Source organism: Streptomyces sp. HB132 (assembly GCF_016909575.1).
Classification (GTDB): domain Bacteria; phylum Actinomycetota; class Actinomycetes; order Streptomycetales; family Streptomycetaceae; genus Streptomyces.
On record NZ_JAFBGA010000007.1, the window covers coordinates 107420 to 127880 of the forward strand.

18 protein-coding genes are annotated in these 20461 nt (G+C 71.2%); 11 read left to right on the forward strand and 7 right to left on the reverse strand.

Going from position 1 to position 20461, the window contains the following annotated elements:
* Window positions 1-6: 6 nt before the first annotated feature.
* The 4 genes from JOC24_RS17500 to JOC24_RS17515 form a co-directional block, all read right to left on the reverse strand.
* Entirely contained in the window at window positions 7-450 is a 444-nt protein-coding gene (locus tag JOC24_RS17500) for a response regulator (RefSeq protein WP_031095289.1), read from the reverse strand.
* Complete coding sequence (locus JOC24_RS17505) at window positions 447-2072, reverse strand: sensor histidine kinase (RefSeq protein WP_205021251.1); 1626 nt, start codon at window positions 2070-2072, stop codon at window positions 447-449. Before JOC24_RS17505 ends, JOC24_RS17500 begins: the two co-directional genes overlap by 4 nt.
* The gene (locus tag JOC24_RS17510) at window positions 2069-3322 is read right to left on the reverse strand and encodes a PP2C family protein-serine/threonine phosphatase (RefSeq protein ID WP_205021252.1); all 1254 of its coding nucleotides are present in this window, start codon (window positions 3320-3322) and stop codon (window positions 2069-2071) included. The genes JOC24_RS17505 and JOC24_RS17510 overlap by 4 nt, the downstream gene beginning before the upstream one ends.
* A 111-nt stretch (window positions 3323-3433) precedes the next feature.
* Entirely contained in the window at window positions 3434-4330 is an 897-nt protein-coding gene (locus tag JOC24_RS17515; protein WP_205021253.1) for an RNA polymerase sigma factor SigF, read from the reverse strand.
* A 390-nt stretch (window positions 4331-4720) separates the two neighbouring features.
* Here JOC24_RS17515 and JOC24_RS17520 point away from each other — a divergent pair, with 390 nt between their 5' ends.
* Together JOC24_RS17520 and JOC24_RS17525 are read left to right on the forward strand one after the other, a co-directional pair.
* The gene (locus JOC24_RS17520) at window positions 4721-6211 is read left to right on the forward strand and encodes an SDR family NAD(P)-dependent oxidoreductase (RefSeq protein ID WP_205021254.1); all 1491 of its coding nucleotides are present in this window, start codon (window positions 4721-4723) and stop codon (window positions 6209-6211) included.
* Between the two features lie 373 nt (window positions 6212-6584).
* A complete protein-coding gene (locus JOC24_RS17525; protein ID WP_205021533.1) occupies window positions 6585-6758 on the forward strand; it encodes a hypothetical protein in 174 nt (57 codons plus the stop codon).
* A gap of 153 nt (window positions 6759-6911) precedes the next feature.
* Here JOC24_RS17525 and JOC24_RS17530 read toward each other — a convergent pair whose 3' ends face one another.
* From JOC24_RS17530 to JOC24_RS17540, 3 genes are read right to left on the reverse strand one after another with little or no spacing between them, the layout of a single operon-like run.
* Window positions 6912-8351 (reverse strand): lipase maturation factor family protein, encoded by a 1440-nt coding sequence (locus JOC24_RS17530; protein ID WP_205021255.1) that lies wholly within the window; start codon window positions 8349-8351, stop codon window positions 6912-6914.
* Between the two features lie 29 nt (window positions 8352-8380).
* On the reverse strand, window positions 8381-8890 hold the full coding sequence (locus JOC24_RS17535) for a DUF1990 family protein (protein ID WP_205021256.1): 510 nt from the start codon (window positions 8888-8890) through the stop codon (window positions 8381-8383).
* Entirely contained in the window at window positions 8887-9723 is an 837-nt protein-coding gene (locus tag JOC24_RS17540; RefSeq protein WP_205021257.1) for a YndJ family protein, read from the reverse strand. Before JOC24_RS17540 ends, JOC24_RS17535 begins: the two co-directional genes overlap by 4 nt.
* Window positions 9724-9868: 145 nt before the next feature.
* On the opposite strand from JOC24_RS17540, the gene JOC24_RS17545 reads away from it, so the two are divergent.
* The 9 genes from JOC24_RS17545 (at window position 9869) to JOC24_RS17585 (ending at window position 20452) form a co-directional block, all read left to right on the forward strand.
* Complete coding sequence (locus JOC24_RS17545; protein ID WP_205021258.1) at window positions 9869-11935, forward strand: SpoIIE family protein phosphatase; 2067 nt, start codon at window positions 9869-9871, stop codon at window positions 11933-11935.
* A 120-nt stretch (window positions 11936-12055) separates the two neighbouring features.
* On the forward strand, window positions 12056-13414 hold the full coding sequence (locus JOC24_RS17550) for a wax ester/triacylglycerol synthase family O-acyltransferase (RefSeq protein WP_205021259.1): 1359 nt from the start codon (window positions 12056-12058) through the stop codon (window positions 13412-13414).
* A gap of 94 nt (window positions 13415-13508) precedes the next feature.
* The gene (locus JOC24_RS17555; protein ID WP_205021260.1) at window positions 13509-14477 is read left to right on the forward strand and encodes an aldo/keto reductase; all 969 of its coding nucleotides are present in this window, start codon (window positions 13509-13511) and stop codon (window positions 14475-14477) included.
* Window position 14478: 1 nt separating this feature from the next.
* A complete protein-coding gene (locus JOC24_RS17560) occupies window positions 14479-15345 on the forward strand; it encodes an amidohydrolase family protein (RefSeq protein WP_205021261.1) in 867 nt (288 codons plus the stop codon).
* A 68-nt stretch (window positions 15346-15413) separates the two neighbouring features.
* Window positions 15414-16274, forward strand: a complete 861-nt coding sequence (locus JOC24_RS17565) for an Fpg/Nei family DNA glycosylase (RefSeq protein ID WP_205021262.1) — start codon at window positions 15414-15416, stop codon at window positions 16272-16274.
* 290 nt (window positions 16275-16564) lie between these two features.
* Complete coding sequence (locus JOC24_RS17570) at window positions 16565-17317, forward strand: LytR/AlgR family response regulator transcription factor (protein ID WP_205021263.1); 753 nt, start codon at window positions 16565-16567, stop codon at window positions 17315-17317.
* Window positions 17318-17379: 62 nt separating this feature from the next.
* A complete protein-coding gene (locus JOC24_RS17575) occupies window positions 17380-17742 on the forward strand; it encodes a hypothetical protein (protein WP_205021264.1) in 363 nt (120 codons plus the stop codon).
* Complete coding sequence (locus JOC24_RS17580) at window positions 17739-19229, forward strand: sodium/solute symporter (RefSeq protein WP_205021265.1); 1491 nt, start codon at window positions 17739-17741, stop codon at window positions 19227-19229. Before JOC24_RS17575 ends, JOC24_RS17580 begins: the two co-directional genes overlap by 4 nt.
* Window positions 19226-20452, forward strand: a complete 1227-nt coding sequence (locus JOC24_RS17585; RefSeq protein WP_205021266.1) for a sensor histidine kinase — start codon at window positions 19226-19228, stop codon at window positions 20450-20452. Before JOC24_RS17580 ends, JOC24_RS17585 begins: the two co-directional genes overlap by 4 nt.
* Window positions 20453-20461: the final 9 nt, after the last annotated feature.

Here is a 20461-nt window from a genome sequence, read left to right on the forward strand (position 1 = left end):
CAGATCTTACGCACGCGGAGGCAACCGGACCACGCTGACGAAGAAGTCGTCGATCTGGCGCACCGCCCCGATGAACTGCTCCAGGTCGACCGGCTTGGTGACGTAGGCGTTGGCGTGGAGCTTGTAGCTCCGGAGGATGTCCTCCTCGGCCGACGAGGTGGTGAGCACCACCACCGGGATTAGCGCCATGTCGGGGTCGGTCTTGATCCGCTCGAGCACCTGCCGGCCGTCGTACTTCGGCAGATTCAGGTCGAGGAGTACCAGGTCGGGGCGCGGCGCATCGGCGTACTCGCCCTGGCGGTACAGGAAGTCCAGCGCCTCCTGGCCGTCGCGCACCACATGGAGGGTGTTGCGGATCTTGTTGTCCTCGAACGCCTCACGGGTCATCAGTTCGTCGCCGGGGTCGTCCTCGACGAGCAGGACCTCGATGGGCTTGACGTCGTCGTTCACTGGGTGTCTCCCGACCGGGGGGTGAGTGGGGCGGGGGCGAGCAGCTCCGCCGTGGTGTGCGTGGGTGCCTCAGGAAGTACGGGCAGGGTGAAGTGGATCAGTGTGCCCTCGGCCGGTTCCGGGTCCAGCCAGATCCGGCCACCGTGGAACTCGATGATCTTGCGGCAGAGGGAGAGCCCGATGCCGGTTCCCTCGTACTCGTCGCGGGCGTGCAGACGCTGGAAGATGACGAACACCTTGTCGGCGAACTCCGGCGCGATCCCGATGCCGTTGTCGGCGACCGTCAGATGCCAGACGTCGTCCTCCCGGACACACCCGACGGTGATCCGGCACGGCACGTCGGCGCGGCGGAACTTGACGGCGTTCCCGATGAGGTTCTGCCACACCATGGTGAGCGACGTCGAGTCGCCGAGGAGCTCCGGCAGCGGTTCCTCGCGGGCGATGACGGCCCCGGCGTCCTCGACGGCCAGGGTGAGGTTGGAGAGGGCCCTGTCCAGTGCCGCGTCGAGGTCGACCGGCTTCCAGCTCTGCTGCACCCGCCCCACCCGGGAGAAGGTGAGCAGATCGTTGATCAGTACCTGCATCCGCTTGGCGCCGTCGACCGCGAAGTCGATGTACTGAAGGCCGCGGTCGTCCAGCACCGAGCCGTACCGCTTCTCCAGCAGTTGGCAGAAGGAAGCGACCTTCCGCAGCGGTTCCTGGAGGTCGTGCGAAGCCACGTAGGCGAACTGCTCGAGTTCGGAGTTGGACCGTCGCAGCTCCGCGGTCTGCTCGGCCAGCAGCGTCTCCCGCTCCTGGGACTCGGCCAGCTCCTCCACCAGGCGCCGGCGCATGTCCTCGGCCGCCGCCGCCACCGCTCTGACGTCCGAGGGACCGCGGACCTCGATCTTTCCCGTGAAGGCACCCGACCGCACCTTGTCCGACGCCGCTCTCAGAGCGTCCAGCGGCCGGCCCACCATGCGGTGCAGCAGCAGGCTGAGGGACACGACCGTCAGTACGAAGCCCGCCACCAGAGCGATGAGCACCCGGTCCCGAGTGGTACGCGCGTCATCGAGCTGGGTGCGGGCGTCGTCCCGGGCGTCGTCCAGATGACGCTGCTCGACGGTGTAGAGAGCGCGCAGCGTGTCGAACTCCGACTTGCTCCGCAGGATCGGAGCGGACGACGCACCGGTCGGTCCGCTCGCCCGCACCGCGGCGATCAGCGGCTCCGCCTGCAGGGTCCGCCACTCCCGCGCGGCCTTCTCGATCCGGTCCAGGTCGTCGACGTACGGCTGCTCGTTCCCGATCAGCTCACGCACCCGGGCCAGCCGGTCCCGCTCGGCCCGCATGCCCGACTCGTAGGGTTCGAGGAACGAGGTGTCACCGGTGAGCGCGAAACCGCGTACGCCGGTCTCCTGGTCCAGGAGCGAGTTCTGCAACTGGAACGAGGCGGAGCGGGCGGGCTGGATCCGGTCCACCAGGTCCGTTGTCCGGTCGGAGATGCGGGACAGTACGAGCCCGCCCACGACGAGGCACCCGCAGACCACCAGGACGAAGCCGCCCAGGATCAGATGGACCCAGTTCTGCACCGAAAGCCGGGCTATCCGTCCGGGCCGCTCGGAGGTCGTACGCGTGGTGCTCATGAGTCGGCCTTCCAGCCCAGATGGAGAACGGCGACGTCGTCGGCCAGACCGCCGTAAGGAGAAGCGCTCTCGGTGGCCTCGGCGATCAGCGCGTCGACGAACGCGCGCGGTTCCAGGGCGCCGTGCCTGCCGGCCATGGCCAGCAGGCCGTCCTCGCCGAGCCGCGACTTGGGCCCCGTACGCCCCTCGAACAGACCGTCGGTGAACAGGATGAGCTCACTGCCCGGCAGGAGTTCCAGCTCAGTGATCGACCAGCGGCCGGCACCGGGCAGGAGACCGAGGGCCATGCCCGCGTCCGGCTCGACCCAGCCGACGTCCGTGCCGCGCCGCAGCAGCAGTCCGGGGTGCCCGGCCCGTGCGATGAACACCCTGTCCCTGCCGGGCGGGAAGACGAGCGTGGTCAGCGTGGCGAACACATGGGGATCGGACCGCTCGGCGACGAGTATCCCCTCCAGGAGACCGATCTTCTCGCGCTGCGTGACTCCGGTCAGCACGGCCGTGCGCCAGGCGACCCGCAGACAGACGCCGAGGGCGGCCTCCGCCGCACCGTGTCCGGACACGTCGCCGATCACCGCGTGCACCGCACCGTCGGCGGTCTGCACCACATCGTAGAAGTCGCCGCTCAGCAGACCGTGGGCACGTCCGGCCTCGTAGCGTGCGGCCACCTGGAAGCCGTCGTCCAGCAGCAGCGGGATCGGCAGCAGGGCGCGCTCCAGGCGGGCGTTCTCCTGGGCGATCAGCCGACTGGTCCGCATCGCGGCGGCAGACCGCTCGGCGTGCTTGCGCTGCAGGGCGTAGCGGACCGCGCGGCCCAGCACCTCGGGATCGATCCGGCCCTTGACGAGGTAGTCCTGGGCGCCCTGCGCCACGGCGGACAGCCCGGTCTCCGACTCGTCCAGCCCCGTCAGCACGATGACCGCCGCGTCGGGAGCGGACTCGACCAGCTGACGGACGGCGTCGAGGCCGTTCACATCGGGCAGATGCAGGTCCAGCAGGACACAGACGGGCGTGTGGCAGCCCAGGAGGAACCGCCGCGCCTCGGCGAGCGTCTTGCACCACGTGAGCGGGGCGTCCAGTTCGCTGTCGGTGAGCATCTCCTCGACCAGCAGGGCGTCCCCGGAGTCGTCCTCGACCAAGAGCAGGACCGCGTCCACGTCCCAGACGGACGTGTCGGTCGGTGCCTTCTGCTGCTCCGGAATCCCGTTGAGTTCCTGCACACGCGCAGAGGTGTCCAACGGCGACTCGGCCACACTCCACCCCTTCCGACGGACGGCTCACCCATGGCCGTATCGGCAGGAATCATATGTGACGGAGGCCCGGCACCAGGCCGGGCCTCCGGTGATCCGTGTGTGCGCCGCTGATCAGGCCTCGACGCTCATGCCCGCGCGCAGACGCTGGACGATCCTGCCCAGCAGACGCGACACGTGCATCTGGGAGACGCCGAGCTCCGCGCCGATCTGCGCCTGCGTCATCTCCTGCCCGAAGCGCATGTTGACGATCTTCCGCTCCCGCTCGTCCAGCTGCCGCAGCAGCGGGGCCAGGGCGTGCAGATTCTCGACGCTTTCCATCCCCGGGTCGTCCTCGCCCAGGAGGTCGGCGTAGGCGCGCTGGTCGCTGCCCGATTCGCTGTCGGCGTTCGGGGTGTCCAGCGAGCCGGCGGAGTAGCCGTTGGCGGCGACCAGGCCCTCGATGATCTCCTCCTCGGGGAGATCGAGGTGCGCCGCGAGCTCGGCGACCGTCGGATCGCGGTCGAGCTTCGCCGACAGCTGCTCCTTGGCCTTGGCCAGCTCGACCCGCAGCTCCTGCAGCCGTCGCGGCACGTGCACGGACCAGGTCGTGTCGCGGAAGAAGCGCTTGATCTCACCGACGATGTAGGGCACCGCGAAGGTGGCGAACTCGACCTCGCGCGAGAGGTCGAACCTGTCGATCGCCTTGATGAGGCCGATCGTCCCCACCTGGATGATGTCCTCGGTGTCGTCACCGCCCCGGTTGCGGAACCGCGAGGCGGCGAAGCGAACCAGGGAGAGGTTCATCTCGATGAGGGTGTTCCGCGCGTACTGGTGCTCGTGCGTGCCCTCCTCGAGGACCTGGAGCCGGTCGAAGAAGAGCTTCGACATGGCCCGGGCATCCTGAGGGGCCACCTTGCCGGCGTCCTCGATCCAAGGAAGCCCAGCCGTGTCGGAAACCGCTTCCGCCTCGCCGCACCGCGTGGCCGCCGTGCCGATCGCTTCGGTGGTTCGCGCTGACATGGCCGTCATGGTGTCGCCCTCCCTGGTGTCCGCTGCAGTGACGAGCGCATTCCCGGGAATCCGGAAGTAATGCCACCGGATGCCGAACTTTTTCGCGGAGATTCCAGGAAGGGCCGGATGAGCACCGTCGGACGTGACGCTCGGTGAGTGCCGGGGGTGTTTCCGTGATCGGTCACCGTCTCCGGCGTCGCTGCCGGCCGCACGACCGCGGGCGCGTAGCGGCTTCCCCCGGTGGGACGGGAGCCGGAAGTGGCAGCCGAACGGAGCAGCGCACGACTCGTGGCAGACTTGACCGGGGCATTCCGCCCGTGCGCGCCTGCCCTCGCCGGCTCCCGGCCGGATCACTCCCCACTTCGAAGCCCGACAGCGGCATGAGTGACGAGTGACAGAGGAACGGCAATGACGGTGACAGAGGACAGCCGAGAGTTCGCTCCCGGTATCGACGAGTTCGGTCCCGGTATCGACCCGGAGCGGCTCGCCGTCTGCCTGAGCGTGCTCGACGAGCTCGACACCATCGAGGTCGACCACCCTGACGCCGTCGCCGTGCGGCGCGCGACCGCCGGTATCTACCGCACCGTGAAGCAGCGTCGCCGCCAGGAGCGGCGCGCGGCCAAGACCGCGCACGACAAGGCCGTCACCGAGGCCACGGCGACCGGTTCCGCCGAGCGCATCGACGACGAGACGCAGGGCGTCCTCCCCTCCTCCTCGGCAACCGCCGAGATCGCGGGGATACTGCAGCGCCCGAGGTCCTGCTACATCTGCAAGACCAGGTATGTGGAGGTGGACGCCTTCTACCACCAGCTCTGCCGGCAGTGCGCCGAGGAGAACCGCAGCCGGCGCGACGCGCGCACCGATCTCACGGGACGCAGGGCCCTGCTCACCGGCGGCCGCGCCAAGATCGGCATGTACATCGCGTTGCGGCTGCTGCGCGACGGTGCGCACACCACCATCACCACACGCTTCCCCAACGACGCCATCCGCCGTTTCAAGGCGATGCCGGACAGTGACGACTGGATCCACCGCCTGAAGATCGTGGGCATCGACCTGCGGGACCCCGCCCAGGTCGTCGCCCTCGCCGACTCGGTCGCCGCCGAGGGCCCGCTGGACATCCTGATCAACAACGCCGCGCAGACCGTCCGCCGCTCTCCGGAGGCCTACGGCGAGCTTCTCTCCGCGGAATCGGCGCCGCTGCCCGCGGGCGAGCTGCCCACCGCCCAGGTGATCGGCACGTTCGGCAGCGGCTCCGTCGACCGTGTCGCGGCCCTGCCGGCCGCCCGCAAGGAGGGCGAAGGCCTCAGCGCGCAGGACGTCACGGATCTCGCGCTGGTGACGGGCTCCGCCTCGCCTGCCCGCATCGCCGCGGGTACCGCCATCGACGCCGGCGGCCTGGTCCCCGACCTCCACGACACGAACAGCTGGATCCAGACCGTCGAGGAGGTCGAGCCGATCGAGCTCCTCGAGGTCCAGCTCTGCAACTCGACGGCGCCCTTCATCCTGATCAGCCGCCTGCGCCCGGCGATGGCCAGGGCCGCGGCGGACCGCGCCTACGTCGTGAACGTCTCCGCGATGGAGGGGGTGTTCGGCCGCGGCTACAAGGGCGCGGGACACCCGCACACCAACATGGCCAAGGCGGCGCTGAACATGCTGACCCGCACCAGCGCCCAGGAGATGTTCGAGAAGGACCGCATCCTCATGACGGCCGTCGACACCGGCTGGATCACGGACGAGCGGCCGCACCCCGACAAGATCCGCCTCGCCGAGGAGGGTTTTCACGCCCCGCTCGACCTCGTGGACGGGGCTGCCCGGGTCTACGACCCGATCGTGCGCGGTGAACAGGGTGAGGAGCTGTACGGCTGCTTCCTGAAGGACTACGCCCCCGCGGGCTGGTGAAGCCCCGACCGGCTCCATCCGGTCATCACCTCCCTCACTTCCGCCTCCTGCGATGACAGGTGGCGCGGCGGCGGACCCCGTGGGTACGGGGTCCGCCGCCGTTCTGTTGGCTGAAAGTGACCCGGGCCACACGTTCTGTCGAGCGGGACGGCGCTCATTTGGTTAGTCTGAGGGGAACGGACGCCACCAAGGGATCCACGAAGCTTCCTCGGCCGTCCTGGGACAGGTCTGTAAGCAGTCCGCCGTCCCCCCCCGTACCCGGCGCCACCGCGACCGAACTGTTTCTGCCCCTGCCCCGCAGAGGGTGGTCGACACGGTTCTCACAGCCGTGGCGTCGCCACCGCCCGGGGAACGCGACACGAAGGAGTCCGCGGTGACACCTGAGATGACGAAGACCGAGACGCGCCCGACCGAGCTCACCGGAGAGCGGGCCCGCCGGCCCGAGAAGCTCCGGAACATCGAGGTCTGGGCCAGGTCGGCACCGATCAGACTGGCCGGCTACGAGGATGATCTGGCCGAGCCGCACATCCTGCCCGGAATCGACTGATCGTCCCGCCTCGGTCAGCGGTACCCCTTGCCCCTGCCTCCGTCTCCGGACGGGGGCAGGGGCCTTTCCCGGCCACCCGCACGACCCGCGTACGCCGTCGTCCCGGCCGGGGAGGAGAAGCGCACCAGGGCTTCACCGGCTGTCGTCCCCCTCTTACGGGACGCCTCCACGCGGCCGCGGCGGAACGGGTCCGGCCACCGGCCTCATGAAGTCCCGTACGTAGGTCCGGTCCCACCAGCGCCCGGTGTTCCGCAACTCCCGGCTGTCGGTGAACCGGTAGTGGAAGACCCGGGCCCGGATGTGGGCGGGCGGTCCGCCGGGGAACGGATTGTGGCCCAGCAGCCGCAGGGTGTCCCGGTCACCCCGCAGCAGCCGCTCGACGAACGGACCGAACCAGGTGCGGGCGTACGCGGGGGAGAGCGCGGCGAACCACATCATCCAGTCCAGCCGCAGATGGTACGGCGCGAACTGGCGCGGCAGCCTGCGCGGATCACCGGGCTTACCCCGGAAGCCGTACTCGAGCCACCGCGTCCCCTCGTGGATCACCGCCTCCTCGGTGCCCTCGACGACCACCTCGAGCCGCATCCTGCTGATGCTCCCGAAGGCCCCGTAGGTGTTGACCAGGTGCAGCGGGTCGTAGGACCGGTTCATCGCCTGGCGGCGCGAGAGGAGGTTGCGGGCCGGGCGGTAGCTGAGTGCCAGGACGAGGGCGGCGACGGCCATGACCAGCACCTCGTACCAGAGGGGTGACCCAGGCTGGGCGGGGGGTGGTCCTGCCACCGGTGACCAGTCGACCGCGGCCAGGGCGAGGACGACGGTGAGCCAGTTCAGCCAGGCGAAGTTTCCCGAGAGGATCAGCCACAGCTGGGTGACCACCATGAGCCCGGCCGCGACACTCGCGACCGGTTGCGGGGTGAACAGCAGGAACGGCACCACGAGCTGGGTGACGTGGTTGGCGGCGACCTCCACCCGGTGCACCGGCTTGGGGAGCCGGTGGAAGAACCAGCTCAGCGGCCCCGGCATCGGCTGGGTCTCGTGGTGGAACTCCAGACAGGTCAGCCGGCGCCAGCACTCGTCGCCCCGCACCTTGATGAGCCCCGCGCCGAACTCCACCCGGAAGAGCAGCCAGCGCAGCAGCCAGAGCACCAGCACGGGCGCCGCGGTGTCGCCGTTGCCGAGGAATACCGCGAGGAAACCCGTCTCCAGCAGGAGCGACTCCCAGCCGAAGCCGTACCAGACCTGGCCGACCTGGACGATCGACAGGTACAGCGCCCAGGGCAGCGCCCACAGAGCCATCGCCGCGCCGAGCGGGACGTAGGCGTCGAGGCCGGCCAGAAGGGCCAGTGACACCGCCACGCCCGCCCAGGCGACCAGTGCGAAGAAGCGGTCCGAGTAGTGGAGGCGGAACAGGCCGGGCGCGGCCCGCCACGAGGTGCGCCGCAGGAGGTCGGGTACGGGGAGCATGCCGCGGGAGCCGATCAGCGCCCGGAACTGCAGCGCCGCGGCGAGGAACGCGATCAGATAGACGGCGGCCAGCGAGCGCTGGAAGATCAGCCTGCTCAGCCAGTAGCCGTCTGCGGTGAACCACTCCATCGCCTCCAGTATCCGGCGGACTCCGCCCGTCAGGCGGCCGACACCGTCCGGCGCAGCACCTTTCCGAGTCGGCGTGCGTACCAGTGCTGGGCGAGCGGCACGAGAGGACCCGCGAGCCGTGCGTACCAGGAGGCGGGCCGTGAGAACGCCATCACGGTGAACCACACCGTCCCGTCCTCCGCCAGCTCCACCACGAAGCTCTCCTCGCCGCACTCCGGATGCCCTGCCCGGGTGCCGTACGCGAAGCCGGTGCGGTCCTTCTCGTAGGCCGTCCAGACCACCGCACAGGGGGCGGTGATGCGGAGCGGGCCGATGCCCGCCGATACGTCGACGGTGACTCCCGCGGCCGCCCGTACGGCGGAGGCCCGTACCCCGGCGCCCGCGGCACGGTGCATGCGCCACTCGGTGACGGCGGCGCCGGCGGCCTCGAAGTCCGCCCGGCCCCTGCCGACCGCGGCACGGTGGTGCAGATGGTTGTAGCCGTCCGGGAGCGGTCCGAGCAGGGTGGCTCCGGCCTCGGGGTACGTCAGGCTGCTCATGCGGTCCTGCCTTCCGACGGGGTGAGTTCCTGGAGCCGGCGCCGCGCGAGCAGCGCGCAGAGGGCGAAGCCCAGCGCGTTGCCGAGCCCGTGCGTGGCCGCCATCCAGGTCAGGGTGGGGTGCGGCAGTCCGGTGGCCTCGCCGAGTGCCCAGCTCAGCGCGAGCACCATCGTCACGGCGAGCACGCCGGCCGAGACGGCGAGGAGTGCGCCGGTGACAGGGTCCCGCCCGTCGGTGCGGGCGGTGCGCCAGGTCAGGAGTGCGACCGTCCACATTCCGGCGGTGAGCACGAGGGCTCCGGCCAGTTCGGTCCGGTCCCCGGTGAAGTAGCCGACGAGGACGAGCAGTGTGCCGAGCGGCACGCTGAGGGCGGCGAACCGGCCGGCCGTCCCGTCCTGCGCCCTGCAGACGAGACCGGCGACGAGTGCGGCGGCGAAACCGGCGAAGTGGAAGTGGGGCACGGTCAGCGCCAGGATGCCGAGCCCGAACCCGAACAGCTCGTGGCCGGAGCGCTCGGCGACGAGGGCGAGCGCGGCGACCGAGGGGGCGACCAGCGCGGTGAGCAGCGCGGCCTCCGCCGGGCGCGCGCTGCGGGTACGGGCGAGGCGTCGCGGCGCGTGCGTGGCGAGGAGCAGCGTCCCCAGGGCGTAGCAGAGCGCGAGAGCGGCGGCGACTCCACCGCGCGGCAGCCACAGGGACAGTGCGCCGGGCGCGGCGAAGAGCGGCCACATACGCCGTATCCGGTCGAGTGAGGGATCGCCGACGAGCCCCAGGCCCAACGGGACGATCACCACCATGCCCAGCATCACGATCAGCCCGACCAGTACGGACATCGTGCCCACCCCCTTCACGTGCACGGCACACAGGCGAATTGAACATGTTCAATTCGCTTTGCCGCTGAGCATAGAGGGCGCGGTGAACGTGTTCAAGGCGCCGGTACGGTCGAGGAATCGGACAAATAATGGCAGAGTGGCGCACATGGATGATCGGGGAGCGGGTGCCCTGTCGCTCCCGGACGACTGGCCCGCCCACCCGGACCTCAGCCTCGCCCTGAACCGAATGGGCAGTTTCGACTGGGATCTGGACAGCGGCCTCATGCACATGGACGAGCCCGCACTCGACGTGTTCGACCTTCGCCCGGACGAGTACGACGGTCATCCTGCCGGGCTCGCGCAGCGAGTCCCCGCCGACGAGGCGATCCGGCTCGACGGCATGGTCTCCCAGGCGCTCAAGAGCGGCCGCAACAACTACGGCGCGTACTTCCGACGGACGCAGCGCGACGGTTCCCTGTGCTGGACCCATACCCAGGGGTTCATCCGCCGGGACGGCACCGGGCGGCCCCGCCGCATCATCGGGATCATCCGGGACGCCACCCAGGAGCTGGCCGAGTCGACGGCACGCCGGACCGTCGACGAGGAACGGCGCCGCCGTACCAGCCTGGTCGAGGGCACCACGGCGGCCCTGGCCCACGCCCGGACGGTCAAGGACGTCACCGACGTACTCAAGAGCTCCCACGGCCTGGCCAACCTCGGCGCCACCAGTCTGGTCATGGGACTGCTCGAGTCGGGGCGCATCCACCTGGTGGCGGACGGCCCCGAAGGGGCGTACGTGCAGGGCACCCGCTACACCCGGACCGACGAGCCCTATCCGATGAGTGAGGTCATCCGCACACTCACTCCGCGCTTCATCGAGACACCCGAGGACTTCGCGACCTCTTACCCCGTCCTGTGGCCGCACATCAGCCACCTCGGCATCACCGCCGCCGCGTACATGCCGCTCATCGCCCAGGCACGCCCGATCGGCGCACTCGGGCTCCTCTACGGCAACAAGGCCGGCTTCACCGGCGACGAGCGGAACCTGCTGGTGGCTCTCGGCAGTTCGATCGCCCAGAGCCTTCAGCGCGCCATGCTCTACGAGCAGGAGCACGATCTCGCCGAGGGGCTGCAGCAGGCGATGCTGCCCCGCCGCATTCCCGAGGTGCCCGGGGCCCGGGTCGCCGTCCGTTACCGCTCGGCGCGGCTCGGCAGGGACATCGGCGGTGACTGGTACGACATCATCCCGCTGCCCGGCGGCCGGGTCGGCGCCGTCATCGGTGACGTGCAGGGGCACGACACGCACGCCGCGGCCGTCATGGGCCAGTTGCGGATCGTCCTGCGTGCCTACGCCGCCGAGGGGCACAGTCCTGCCACGGTCATGGCACGGGCCTCCGTCTTCCTCCACGAACTCGACACCGACCGCTTCGCGACCTGTACCTACGCGGAGGCCGACATGACCACCGGGGTGGTGCAGTTGGTCAGGGCCGGGCACGTGGACCCCGCCCTGCGCGACGTCGACGGGAGCTGCCGCAAGCTTCCGGTCGAAGGCGGGCTGCCCCTGGGGCTCTCCGCGGAGTTCGGCCGGCTCGAGTACCCGGTCAGCACCGTCGATCTGGACCCGGGCCAGACGATGATCCTCTTCACCGACGGAATGGTCGAGCTGCCCGGCACCGACCTCGACGAAGGCACGCGGCTGCTGGTCTCCACGGTGCGCGACGGACCGCACGACCTCCAGAGGCTGGCCGACCGGCTCTGCGAAGTGGTCGACGAGCGCGGGGGCGAGGACGACATGGCGGTGCTGCTGCTGCGCCGCAACGCCGCCCACGCCCCCCACCCCGGCGGCCGGCTCCAGCAGCACGTCGCGCAGAACGACCCGGAGGCGCTCACCTCCGCCCGTCACATGATCCGGGCGGCGGTACGCGCGTGGGGGGCGAGGGACCGCGCCGACGAGGTCGAGCTCGCGGCCGACGAGCTGATCACCAACGCGCTCATGCACACCGACGGCGGCGCCATCGTCACCATCCGGGTGCTCACCGGATCCGAACGACGTCTCCGGGTCGACGTGGAGGACCGCTCCAGCGCACTGCCGCGCCGCAGGGACGCGGGGGAGTCAGGAGTCTCGGGCCGCGGACTCATGCTCGTCGACCGACTGGCCGACATCTGGGGAGTGGAGTCCCGGGGCAACGGCAAATGCGTGTGGTGCGAATTCCTGATCCCGGAGCACCGGTAGCGCCGCGGCCGAGGCCGCGCGAGACTGTAACAGTACGTAACATGTCCATACTTGACCGTAACCGGCCCTGCGGGATTGACTTCGATCCCGCCGTACCGCCGCAGACGACGCGAGGCCCCGTTGAGTACCGAGCTCCTGGCACCTCTTGATCTGGCTTTCTGGCACCTTGAATCCGATGCGCATCCGATGCATCTCGGCGCACTCGCGGTCTTCGACCCGGTACCCGGCGTGGCCCCGGCAGACCTGCTCGAGCTGCTCGGAGCACGGGCCGCCGCCATTCCCCGGCTGCGGATGCGGGTCCGTGACGTCCTGCTGCCCGTCGGCGGCGCCGCTTGGTTCACCGACAAGGAATTCGACGTGCACCGGCACGTGAGGCGGGTCGTGCTCCCCGAGGGCGACTTCATGGCGGAGACGGCCCGGCTCGCCGGTGAACTCATGGAACAGCCGCTCGGGCGCGGCCTGCCGCCCTGGCAGATGTACCTCCTCGACAGCCCGGGGGACGGACCGTTCGCCGTCCTCGTGAAGCTGCACCACGCGCTCGCCGACGGGATGCGGGCCGTCGCCATCGGCGCCGGCATCTTCGACCAGATCGCCTCCGCCGGTGCCGGCCGGGGCACGTTGCGCCGCCGGGCGCCCGTGCCGCCCCGCTCCTGGCTGCCCCGCCCGTACAAGGCGGCGGGGCTGGCGATGGGCCGGCTCGGGGAAGTCGGCAGAGCGCTGGGAGTCGGCGCCTCCGTCGTACGCGCCAGCCGCCTCGACCTGCGGGCCACCACGCCCCTGACCGCGCGCTCCAGCGGCACGCGCCGGCTCGCCACCGCCGAACTCGACGCCGAAGCGGTGCAGCGCATCCGGCGCACCGCGGGCGGCACGTCCAACGACGTGCTGCTCGCTCTCGTCGCCGGGGCGCTGCGCCGGTGGATGCTCGAGCGGGGTGACCCGCTCCCCGGCACCGACCCCCGTGCCCTGGTCCCCGTATCCCGGCGCCGGCCCGGTGGAGCGGCCACCGGCAACAAACTCTCGGCCTACCTGCTCGGGCTGCCCGTCTCCGAACCCGACGCCCGGGAACGGCTGCGCCTCGTGCGCACGGGCATGGACCGGAACAAGGCGGCCGGGCCCCTGCGCGGCGCCGGTGCCGTCGCCGTACTGGCCGACCAGTTGCCCGCGCTGGCCCACCGGTTCGGAGCGCCGCTGGCGGGGAACGCCGCCCGGATGCTCTTCGACCTGCTGGTCACCAGCGTGCCCCTGCCGCGCTCCGCGCTCTCGCTCGGCGGCTGCCCGCTGCGTGCCGTCTACCCCATGGCGCCGCTGGCCCGTGGACAGTCACTGGCCGTCGCCCTGTCCACGTACGGCGGGCGGGTACAGGTCGGACTGGTCGCCGACGGGAAGGCGCTGCCGGATCTCGACCAGCTGGCCTCCGCGATCCACGAGGAGCTGCGCGACCTGCACGCGCTCGTCCCCACGGTGCCCGCTCCGGCGTGAGGGCCGATCCGCCGGAACCTGTTGACGTGACTGATTGATCCGATGAATAGTCCTGTACGGACCATCAGGGATCACCGGCGGGGGCGGCAGAGGCATGCGGCGCATCAGGCTCGGACGCAGCACGGTCGAGATCACCGAACTCTCCTTCGGGGCGGCGGCCATCGGCAACCTCTTCACGGAGGTGGGGCCGGATCAGGCTGCCGCCGCCGTCGACGCGGCCTGGGACGAGGGCGTCCGCTACTTCGACACCGCACCGCACTACGGCCTGGGTCTCTCCGAACGCCGTCTCGGCGAGGCTCTGCGTCACCGGCCACGGGACGCGTACGCGGTGTCCACGAAGGCGGGCCGCCTGCTCGACCCGCTGACCCCCGCCGAGACGGCGGCCCGTGAGGGGCTGTCCGACGGATTCGCCGTACCGCACACCCACCGGCGCCGCTGGGACTTCAGTGCCGACGGCATCCGCCGCAGCATCGAGGACAGCCTCCGGCGCCTCGGCCTCGACCGGGTCGACATCGTCTACCTGCACGACCCCGACGAACACGGGGACGCGGCGTTCCGCGAGGGGTACCCGGCGCTGGAGAAGCTCCGCGCGGAAGGCATGGTCGGGGCCATCGGCGCCGGCATGAACCAGACCGCGATGCTCACCCGCTTCCTGCGCGAGACCGACGTCGACGTCGTCCTCTGCGCCGGCCGTTTCACCCTCCTCGACCACAGCGCCCTCGACACCCTGCTGCCGGAGGCGGCCGCCCGGGGCCGCAGCGTCGTCGTCGGAGGCGTCTTCAACTCCGGGCTGCTCGCCGACCTGCGACCCGGAACGACGTACGACTACGCCGCGGCCCCCGCGGCCCTCCTGGAGCGGGCCCTGCGCATCCGGGACGTCGCCGAAGGACACGGCGTCCCGCTGCGCGCCGCCGCCCTGCGCTATCCGCTGCGTCACCCGGCCGTCGCCGGGATCCTCGTCGGAACCCGGTCCCCGGACGAGGTCCGCGACGCGGCGGCCCAACTCCGCAGACCCGTCCCGGACCCGCTCTGGGCCGACCTGCACGCGGCAGGGCTGATCTGACATGGCGCCCCCGCCGGTCATCGACGCCCACCACCACGTGTGGGACCTCGCGGTGCGTGACCAGGAATGGATCACCGGCGCGGAACTCGCCCCCATCCGCCGCACCTTCACCCTCGACGACCTGGAGCCCGAGGCACGCGCCTCCGGGGTGTCCGCCACCGTCCTCGTCCAGACGGTCACCGTCGCCGAGGAGACACCCGAATTCCTCGCGCTCGCCGATGGGAGCACGCTCGTCGCGGGCGTCGTCGGCTGGACCGACCTCACCGCGCCGGACATCGCCGACACCCTCGCCGCGCTCCGCGCGCTGCCGGGAGGCGGCCGGCTCGTCGGAATCCGCCACCAGGTCCAGGGCGAGTCCGACCCGGAGTGGCTGCTTCGCCCCGACGTGCTGCGCGGGCTCGGGGCCGTCGCCGCCGCCGGACTCACCTACGACCTCATCGTCCGGCCCCACCAGCTGCCGGCCGCCGCCCGTGCCGCCGCCCTGCTTCCCGGGCTCACCTTCGTCCTCGACCACGCGGGCAAGCCGCCGGTGGCGCGGCGTACGACCCACCCCTGGGCCGACGGCCTGCGGGCGCTCGCCGCGCTGCCCAACACCGTCTGCAAACTCTCCGGCCTGGTCACCGAGGCGGACCCGCGGGCCTGGACGGTCGATGACCTGCGCCCCTACGCGGACACCGTCATCGAGGCCTTCGGCCCGGCCCGGCTCATGTTCGGCTCCGACTGGCCGGTGTGCCGGCTCGCCGCCGGGTACGCCGACGTCCTGGGCACGGCAAGCGAGCTGATCGGCGGACTCGGCGACGACGAACGGCGGTCCGTCCTCGCGGGCACCGCGAAGCGTGTCTACCGGCTGCGGGAGCCCGGAGCCTGAACACGCGGCCCGAAGGTGCGCCGTGCGTCCGGCAGGCATGCGCGGGGCCCTTGCGGCAGGCTGGAGTCATGCCCGAACTGCCGGAAGTCGAAGCCCTGCGGGACTTCCTCGACGACCATCTGGTCGGCAAGGAGATCGCGCGCGTCCTGCCGCTCGCGATCAGCGTCCTGAAGACGTACGACCCGCCTCCCGGAGCACTCGAAGGCGCCACGGTGACCTCCGTCGCGCGGCACGGGAAGTTCCTCGACATCGAGGCCGGGCAACTCCATCTGCTCATCCATCTCGCGCGGGCCGGCTGGCTGCAGTGGAAGGACGGCTTTCCCACGGCCCCGCCACGGCCGGGCAAGGGCCCGCTCGCCCTGCGGGCGGTCCTCACCGGCGGCGACGGATTCGACCTGACGGAGATGGGGACCACCAAGCGCCTCGCCGTCCACCTGGTGCACGACCCCGCGGACGTGCCCGGGGTCGCACGACTCGGGCCCGATCCGCTCGCCGACTCCTTCGACCGGGACGCGTTCGCGACGGTGCTCGCCGGGGCCCGCAGACAGGTCAAGGGAGCCCTCCGCGACCAGTCGCTGATCGCGGGCATCGGCAACGCGTACAGCGACGAGATCCTGCACGTCGCGAAGATGTCACCGTTCAAACTCACCACCAGCCTCGGCGACGACGACATCACGCATCTCCACCACGCGATGCGCACCACCCTCAAGGAAGCGGTCGAACGCTCCCGGGGCGTCGCCGCGGGCCGGCTCAAGGCCGAGAAGAAGAGCAGCATGCGCGTCCACGGCCGCACCGGGCAGCCCTGCCCCGTCTGCGGCGACACCGTGCTCGAGGTGTCGTTCAGCGACTCGTCGCTGCAGTACTGCCCCACCTGCCAGACGGGTGGCAAGCAGCTCGCGGACCGTCGGCTGTCCCGCCTGCTCAAGTAGCGGTCCCGCTCCCCGGGGCGCCCTCCGGCCGGCCGGAGGGCGCCCCGGGGAGCGGCCCGTGCGCCCGCTCCGCGGATGGCGCACCACCACGCCGAACTCCCGCGGAGCGTGCACGCGCGGTACCTCGCCAGGCCCTCCTCGAGCCTGCGGACGTCGGCAGCCCCAGCACTCCGGTTCGCACGTGCCCCGGCTTGCTGGTGCAGTTCGGCGGCACGCATGGTCTCCGGTACGTGACGAACCCGTGAACCGGCCATGTCATCGCGCCGGTCGAGCATCTAAACTCCGGCCTCATGCTGCGCGTACTCGCCGTCGACGACGAAGAACCCGCTCTGGAGGAACTGCTCTACCTCCTGCGCGCCGATCCCCGCATCCGGAGCGCGGAGGGCGCCACGGGCGCGACCGAGGCGCTGCGCCGCATAGGGGGTGCCGTGGACGCCGGACCCGAGGACCCCTCGGCGATCGACGTCGTGTTCCTGGACATCCACATGGCGGGGCTGACCGGACTTGACGTCGCCCAGCTCCTGGCGGGTTTCGCCGCACCGCCGCTCATCGTCTTCGTCACCGCCCACGAAGGCTTCGCGGTGCACGCCTTCGACCTCAAGGCCGTCGACTACGTGCTCAAGCCCGTCCGCCGCGAGCGTCTGGCCGAGGCCGTCCGCCGCGTCGCCGAGCAGGTCGGTGAGCGCTCCGCGTCCGTCCACGACACGGCGGCCGACCAGGTCGCGGTGGAACTGGGCGGCGTCATCCGGTTCGTGCCCGTCGCCGACATCGCCTACGCCGAGGCGCAGGGCGACTACGCCCGGCTGCACACCGCGACCGGCAGCCATCTCGTCCGGGTACCGCTCACCACCCTGGAGGAGCGCTGGCGCTCCCGGGGATTCGTACGCATCCACCGCCGCCATCTCGTGGCCTTGAGCCGGATCGACGAACTCAGGCTCGACGCCGGCAGCATGAGCGTCCGCATCGGGGACGCGGAGCTCGCCGTCAGCCGTCGCCACACCCGCGCCCTCCGCGACCTCCTGATGCGGCAGACCGGCCGCTGACCTGCCCCTACCGGGCGGCGGCCCTTCCCAGCCGGGCCCCGGGCCGCCTACACTCCGGGCCCATGTCCGCAGAGAGCACGCCCCGGCGCGAAGTGGTCACGGGCGAGCCCCGCCGGGTGCGTCCGCTGCCCCGTTACCGGGCCCAGTCGGAGATCGACGAGCAGACCGCCCTGGGCGGTGCCTACGTCCGCTCCCTGATGCGCAGCCAGCTCCGCGCCGGGCTCACCGTCTTCGCGGTGCTCGCGCTCGTGGCCGGAACCCTGCCCCTGGTCTTCGAGGCGCTGCACAGCAACGTCCTCGTCTGGGCGGTGCTCGGTTTCACCACCTGTCCGCCGCTGACCCTCGCCGCCTGGTGGTACGTGCGCCGGGCCGAGCGCAACGAGCGCGACTTCGCCAGACTCGTGGAAGGCATGCCCGCACCGTGAGCGCACCCGGCCATCCGTCGGCTGTGGTGGCGGTCGCCCTCGTCGTCCTCGCCACGGTCCTCGTCGGCGGGTTCGGTCTGCGGATATCCCGTACCACCTCCGACTTCTACGTCGCCTCGCGCACCGTACGGCCGAGGCTCAACGCCGCGGCGATCAGTGGCGAATACCTCTCGGCCGCCTCCTTCCTCGGCATCGCGGGCCTGGTGCTGGTGCACGGCCCCGACATGCTCTGGTACCCGGTCGGCTACACCGCCGGTTATCTCGTGCTGCTGGTGTTCGTCGCCGCCCCGCTGCGCCGCTCGGGGGCGTACACCCTGCCCGACTTCGCCGAGGGGCGGCTCGAATCACGCCAGGTGCGCCGGCTGGTCAGCGTGTTCGTCGTCGGCGCCGGCTGGGTGTACCTCGTGCCGCAGCTCCAGGGCGCGGGCCTCACCCTGAAGATCCTCACCGGTGCGCCCGGCTGGCTCGGCGACGTGCTCGTCGCCTCGGTCGTGGTGGTGGCCGTCGCGGCGGGCGGTATGCGCTCGATCACCTTCGTGCAGGTGTTCCAGTACTGGCTGAAGCTCACCGCGCTGCTGGTGCCCGCGATCTTCCTGCTGCTCGCCTGGCAGGGGGACGGGCGCCCCCGTGTCAGCTTCGACGCACAGGTCTCCGTCTTCCGCGCAGACCATCCGCTCTACGCGACGTACGGACTGATCGTGGCGACCTTCCTCGGCACCATGGGCCTGCCGCACGTGGTGGTCCGCTTCTACACCAGTCCGAACGGCCGCGACGCCCGCCGCACCACCGTCGCCGTCCTCGCCCTGGTCGGACTGTTCTACCTGCTGCCCCCGGTGTACGGGGCGCTGGGTCGCCTCTACGCGCCCGAACTCATGCACGGCGGGGACGCCGACGCCGCGGTGCTGCTGCTGCCCGCCCGGGTGATCGGCGGCCTCGGCGGTGACCTGCTCGGGGCGCTCCTCGCGGGTGGCGCGTTCGCCGCGTTCCTGTCCACGGCGTCGGGGCTCACCATGGCCGTCGCCGGCGTGATCACCCAGGACGTCCTGCCCTCGCGGGGCGTACGACACTTCCGGCTGGCCACCGTCCTGGCGATCGCCGTGCCGCTGGCCGGCTCACTCGTCGTCAGCCGCGTCCCGGTGGCCGACGCCGTGGGGATGGCCTTCGCGGTCTCCGCGTCGTCCTTCTGCCCGTTGCTCGTCCTCGGCATCTGGTGGCGGCGGCTCACCCCGCCGGGCGCGATCGCCGGTCTGCTGCTCGGCGGCGGCTCCGCGCTGCTCTCCGTGGCGATCACCGTCAGCGGCGCGGTACGCCCGCCGGGCTGGCCGCACGCGCTGCTGGCCTGGCCCGCCGTCTGGTCCGTACCGGTCGGCTTCCTCGCGATGATCCTCGTCTCCCTCGCGACTCCTGGACGGATACCGCCGGGCACCAACGCGGCCATGACCCGCTTCCATCTGCCGGAGGCACTGACCTCGGGGCGCGTACGGTGACCGGGGCCGGTATCGCCGTCATCGCCGTGCTCGCCCTGCTGCTGTTCGGTACCGGCTTCCTCCTGGGGCGCACCGCCCGGCCCGTGCGCACGAGCGACGTGGGCACACCGGTCGAGCACGCCACGTTCGAGACCCTGCACACGGCGTCCCTCGCGGCGCCGCCCTTGCGCGCGGGCCTCACGGAGGAGAGCGCGCGCAAGGCGGCCCGCGGGCTGCGTTCACTGCTCGGCACCGACGCCCTGTGCCTCACCGACCGCGACCGCGTGCTGGTGTGGGACGGCGAGGGCGATCACCACGGCAAGGCTGTGATGCACCACGTGCGGGGGCTCCTCGCCAGCGGCAGGGACACCGCCTTCCACAGTGACTGCGGCGATGTCGACTGCCCGCTCCGCTGGGCCGTCGCCGTCCCGCTGACGGTCGACCACCGAGTGCTCGGCACGCTCGTCGCCTACGCCTCCCGGGAATCGGCCGTGCTGGCCAGGGCAGCGGGCGAAGTCGCCCGATGGGTCTGCGTGCAGCTGGAACTCGCCGAGCTCGACCGCTCCCGTACGCAGCTCATCGAGGCCGAGATCAAGGCGCTGAGGGCCCAGATCTCCCCGCACTTCATCTTCAACTCACTGGCCGCCATCGCCTCGTTCGTGAGGACCGACCCTGAGCGGGCCCGCGAACTCCTTCTGGAATTCGCCGACTTCACCCGCTACTCGTTCCGTCGGCACGGGGAGTTCACCACCCTGGCCGACGAACTCCACTCCATCGACCAGTATCTGGCGCTGGTGCGGGCCCGTTTCGGTGAACGGCTCTCCGTGACCCTTCAGGTCGCGCCGGAGGTGCTTCCCGTCTCGCTCCCGTTCCTCTGTCTGCAGCCTCTGGTCGAGAACGCCGTCAAACACGGCCTGGAGGGTGCCGTCAGCCTTCCCCGGACCCTCGATGCGGCCCGGGCCGGGGACGCACCCATCCGCGTCACGATCAGCGCGCTGGACGCGGGCGCCGAGGCCGAGGTCGTCATCGAGGACGACGGCATGGGGATGGAGCCCGAGCGGCTGAGGCAGATCCTGCGCGGCGAGGGCGGCACCTCCACCGGCATCGGCCTCCTCAACGTGGACGAGCGGCTTCGCCAGGTGTACGGGGACGACTACGGGCTCGTCATCGAGACGGGAGTCGGAGCAGGCATGAAGATCACTCTGCGACTGCCCAAGTACCGGGCGGGCGTCCACGGTTCATGACGGGCTGCC

Excerpts from the sequence above, each read along its gene's own strand:
- JOC24_RS17545 (WP_205021258.1), top strand. The coding sequence starts at position 9,869 with ATGGATGATCGGGGAGCGGGTGCCCTGTCGCTCCCGGACGACTGGCCC.
- JOC24_RS17570 (WP_205021263.1), top strand. The coding sequence starts at position 16,565 with ATGCTGCGCGTACTCGCCGTCGACGACGAAGAACCCGCTCTGGAGGAA.
- JOC24_RS17565 (WP_205021262.1), top strand. The coding sequence starts at position 15,414 with ATGCCCGAACTGCCGGAAGTCGAAGCCCTGCGGGACTTCCTCGACGAC.
- JOC24_RS17535 (WP_205021256.1), bottom strand. The coding sequence starts at position 8,890 with ATGAGCAGCCTGACGTACCCCGAGGCCGGAGCCACCCTGCTCGGACCG.
- JOC24_RS17530 (WP_205021255.1), bottom strand. The coding sequence starts at position 8,351 with ATGGAGTGGTTCACCGCAGACGGCTACTGGCTGAGCAGGCTGATCTTC.
- JOC24_RS17540 (WP_205021257.1), bottom strand. The coding sequence starts at position 9,723 with ATGTCCGTACTGGTCGGGCTGATCGTGATGCTGGGCATGGTGGTGATC.
- JOC24_RS17515 (WP_205021253.1), bottom strand. The coding sequence starts at position 4,330 with ATGACGGCCATGTCAGCGCGAACCACCGAAGCGATCGGCACGGCGGCC.
- JOC24_RS17575 (WP_205021264.1), top strand. The coding sequence starts at position 17,380 with ATGTCCGCAGAGAGCACGCCCCGGCGCGAAGTGGTCACGGGCGAGCCC.
- JOC24_RS17555 (WP_205021260.1), top strand. The coding sequence starts at position 13,509 with ATGCGGCGCATCAGGCTCGGACGCAGCACGGTCGAGATCACCGAACTC.
- JOC24_RS17520 (WP_205021254.1), top strand. The coding sequence starts at position 4,721 with ATGACGGTGACAGAGGACAGCCGAGAGTTCGCTCCCGGTATCGACGAG.
- JOC24_RS17560 (WP_205021261.1), top strand. The coding sequence starts at position 14,479 with ATGGCGCCCCCGCCGGTCATCGACGCCCACCACCACGTGTGGGACCTC.
- JOC24_RS17505 (WP_205021251.1), bottom strand. The coding sequence starts at position 2,072 with ATGAGCACCACGCGTACGACCTCCGAGCGGCCCGGACGGATAGCCCGG.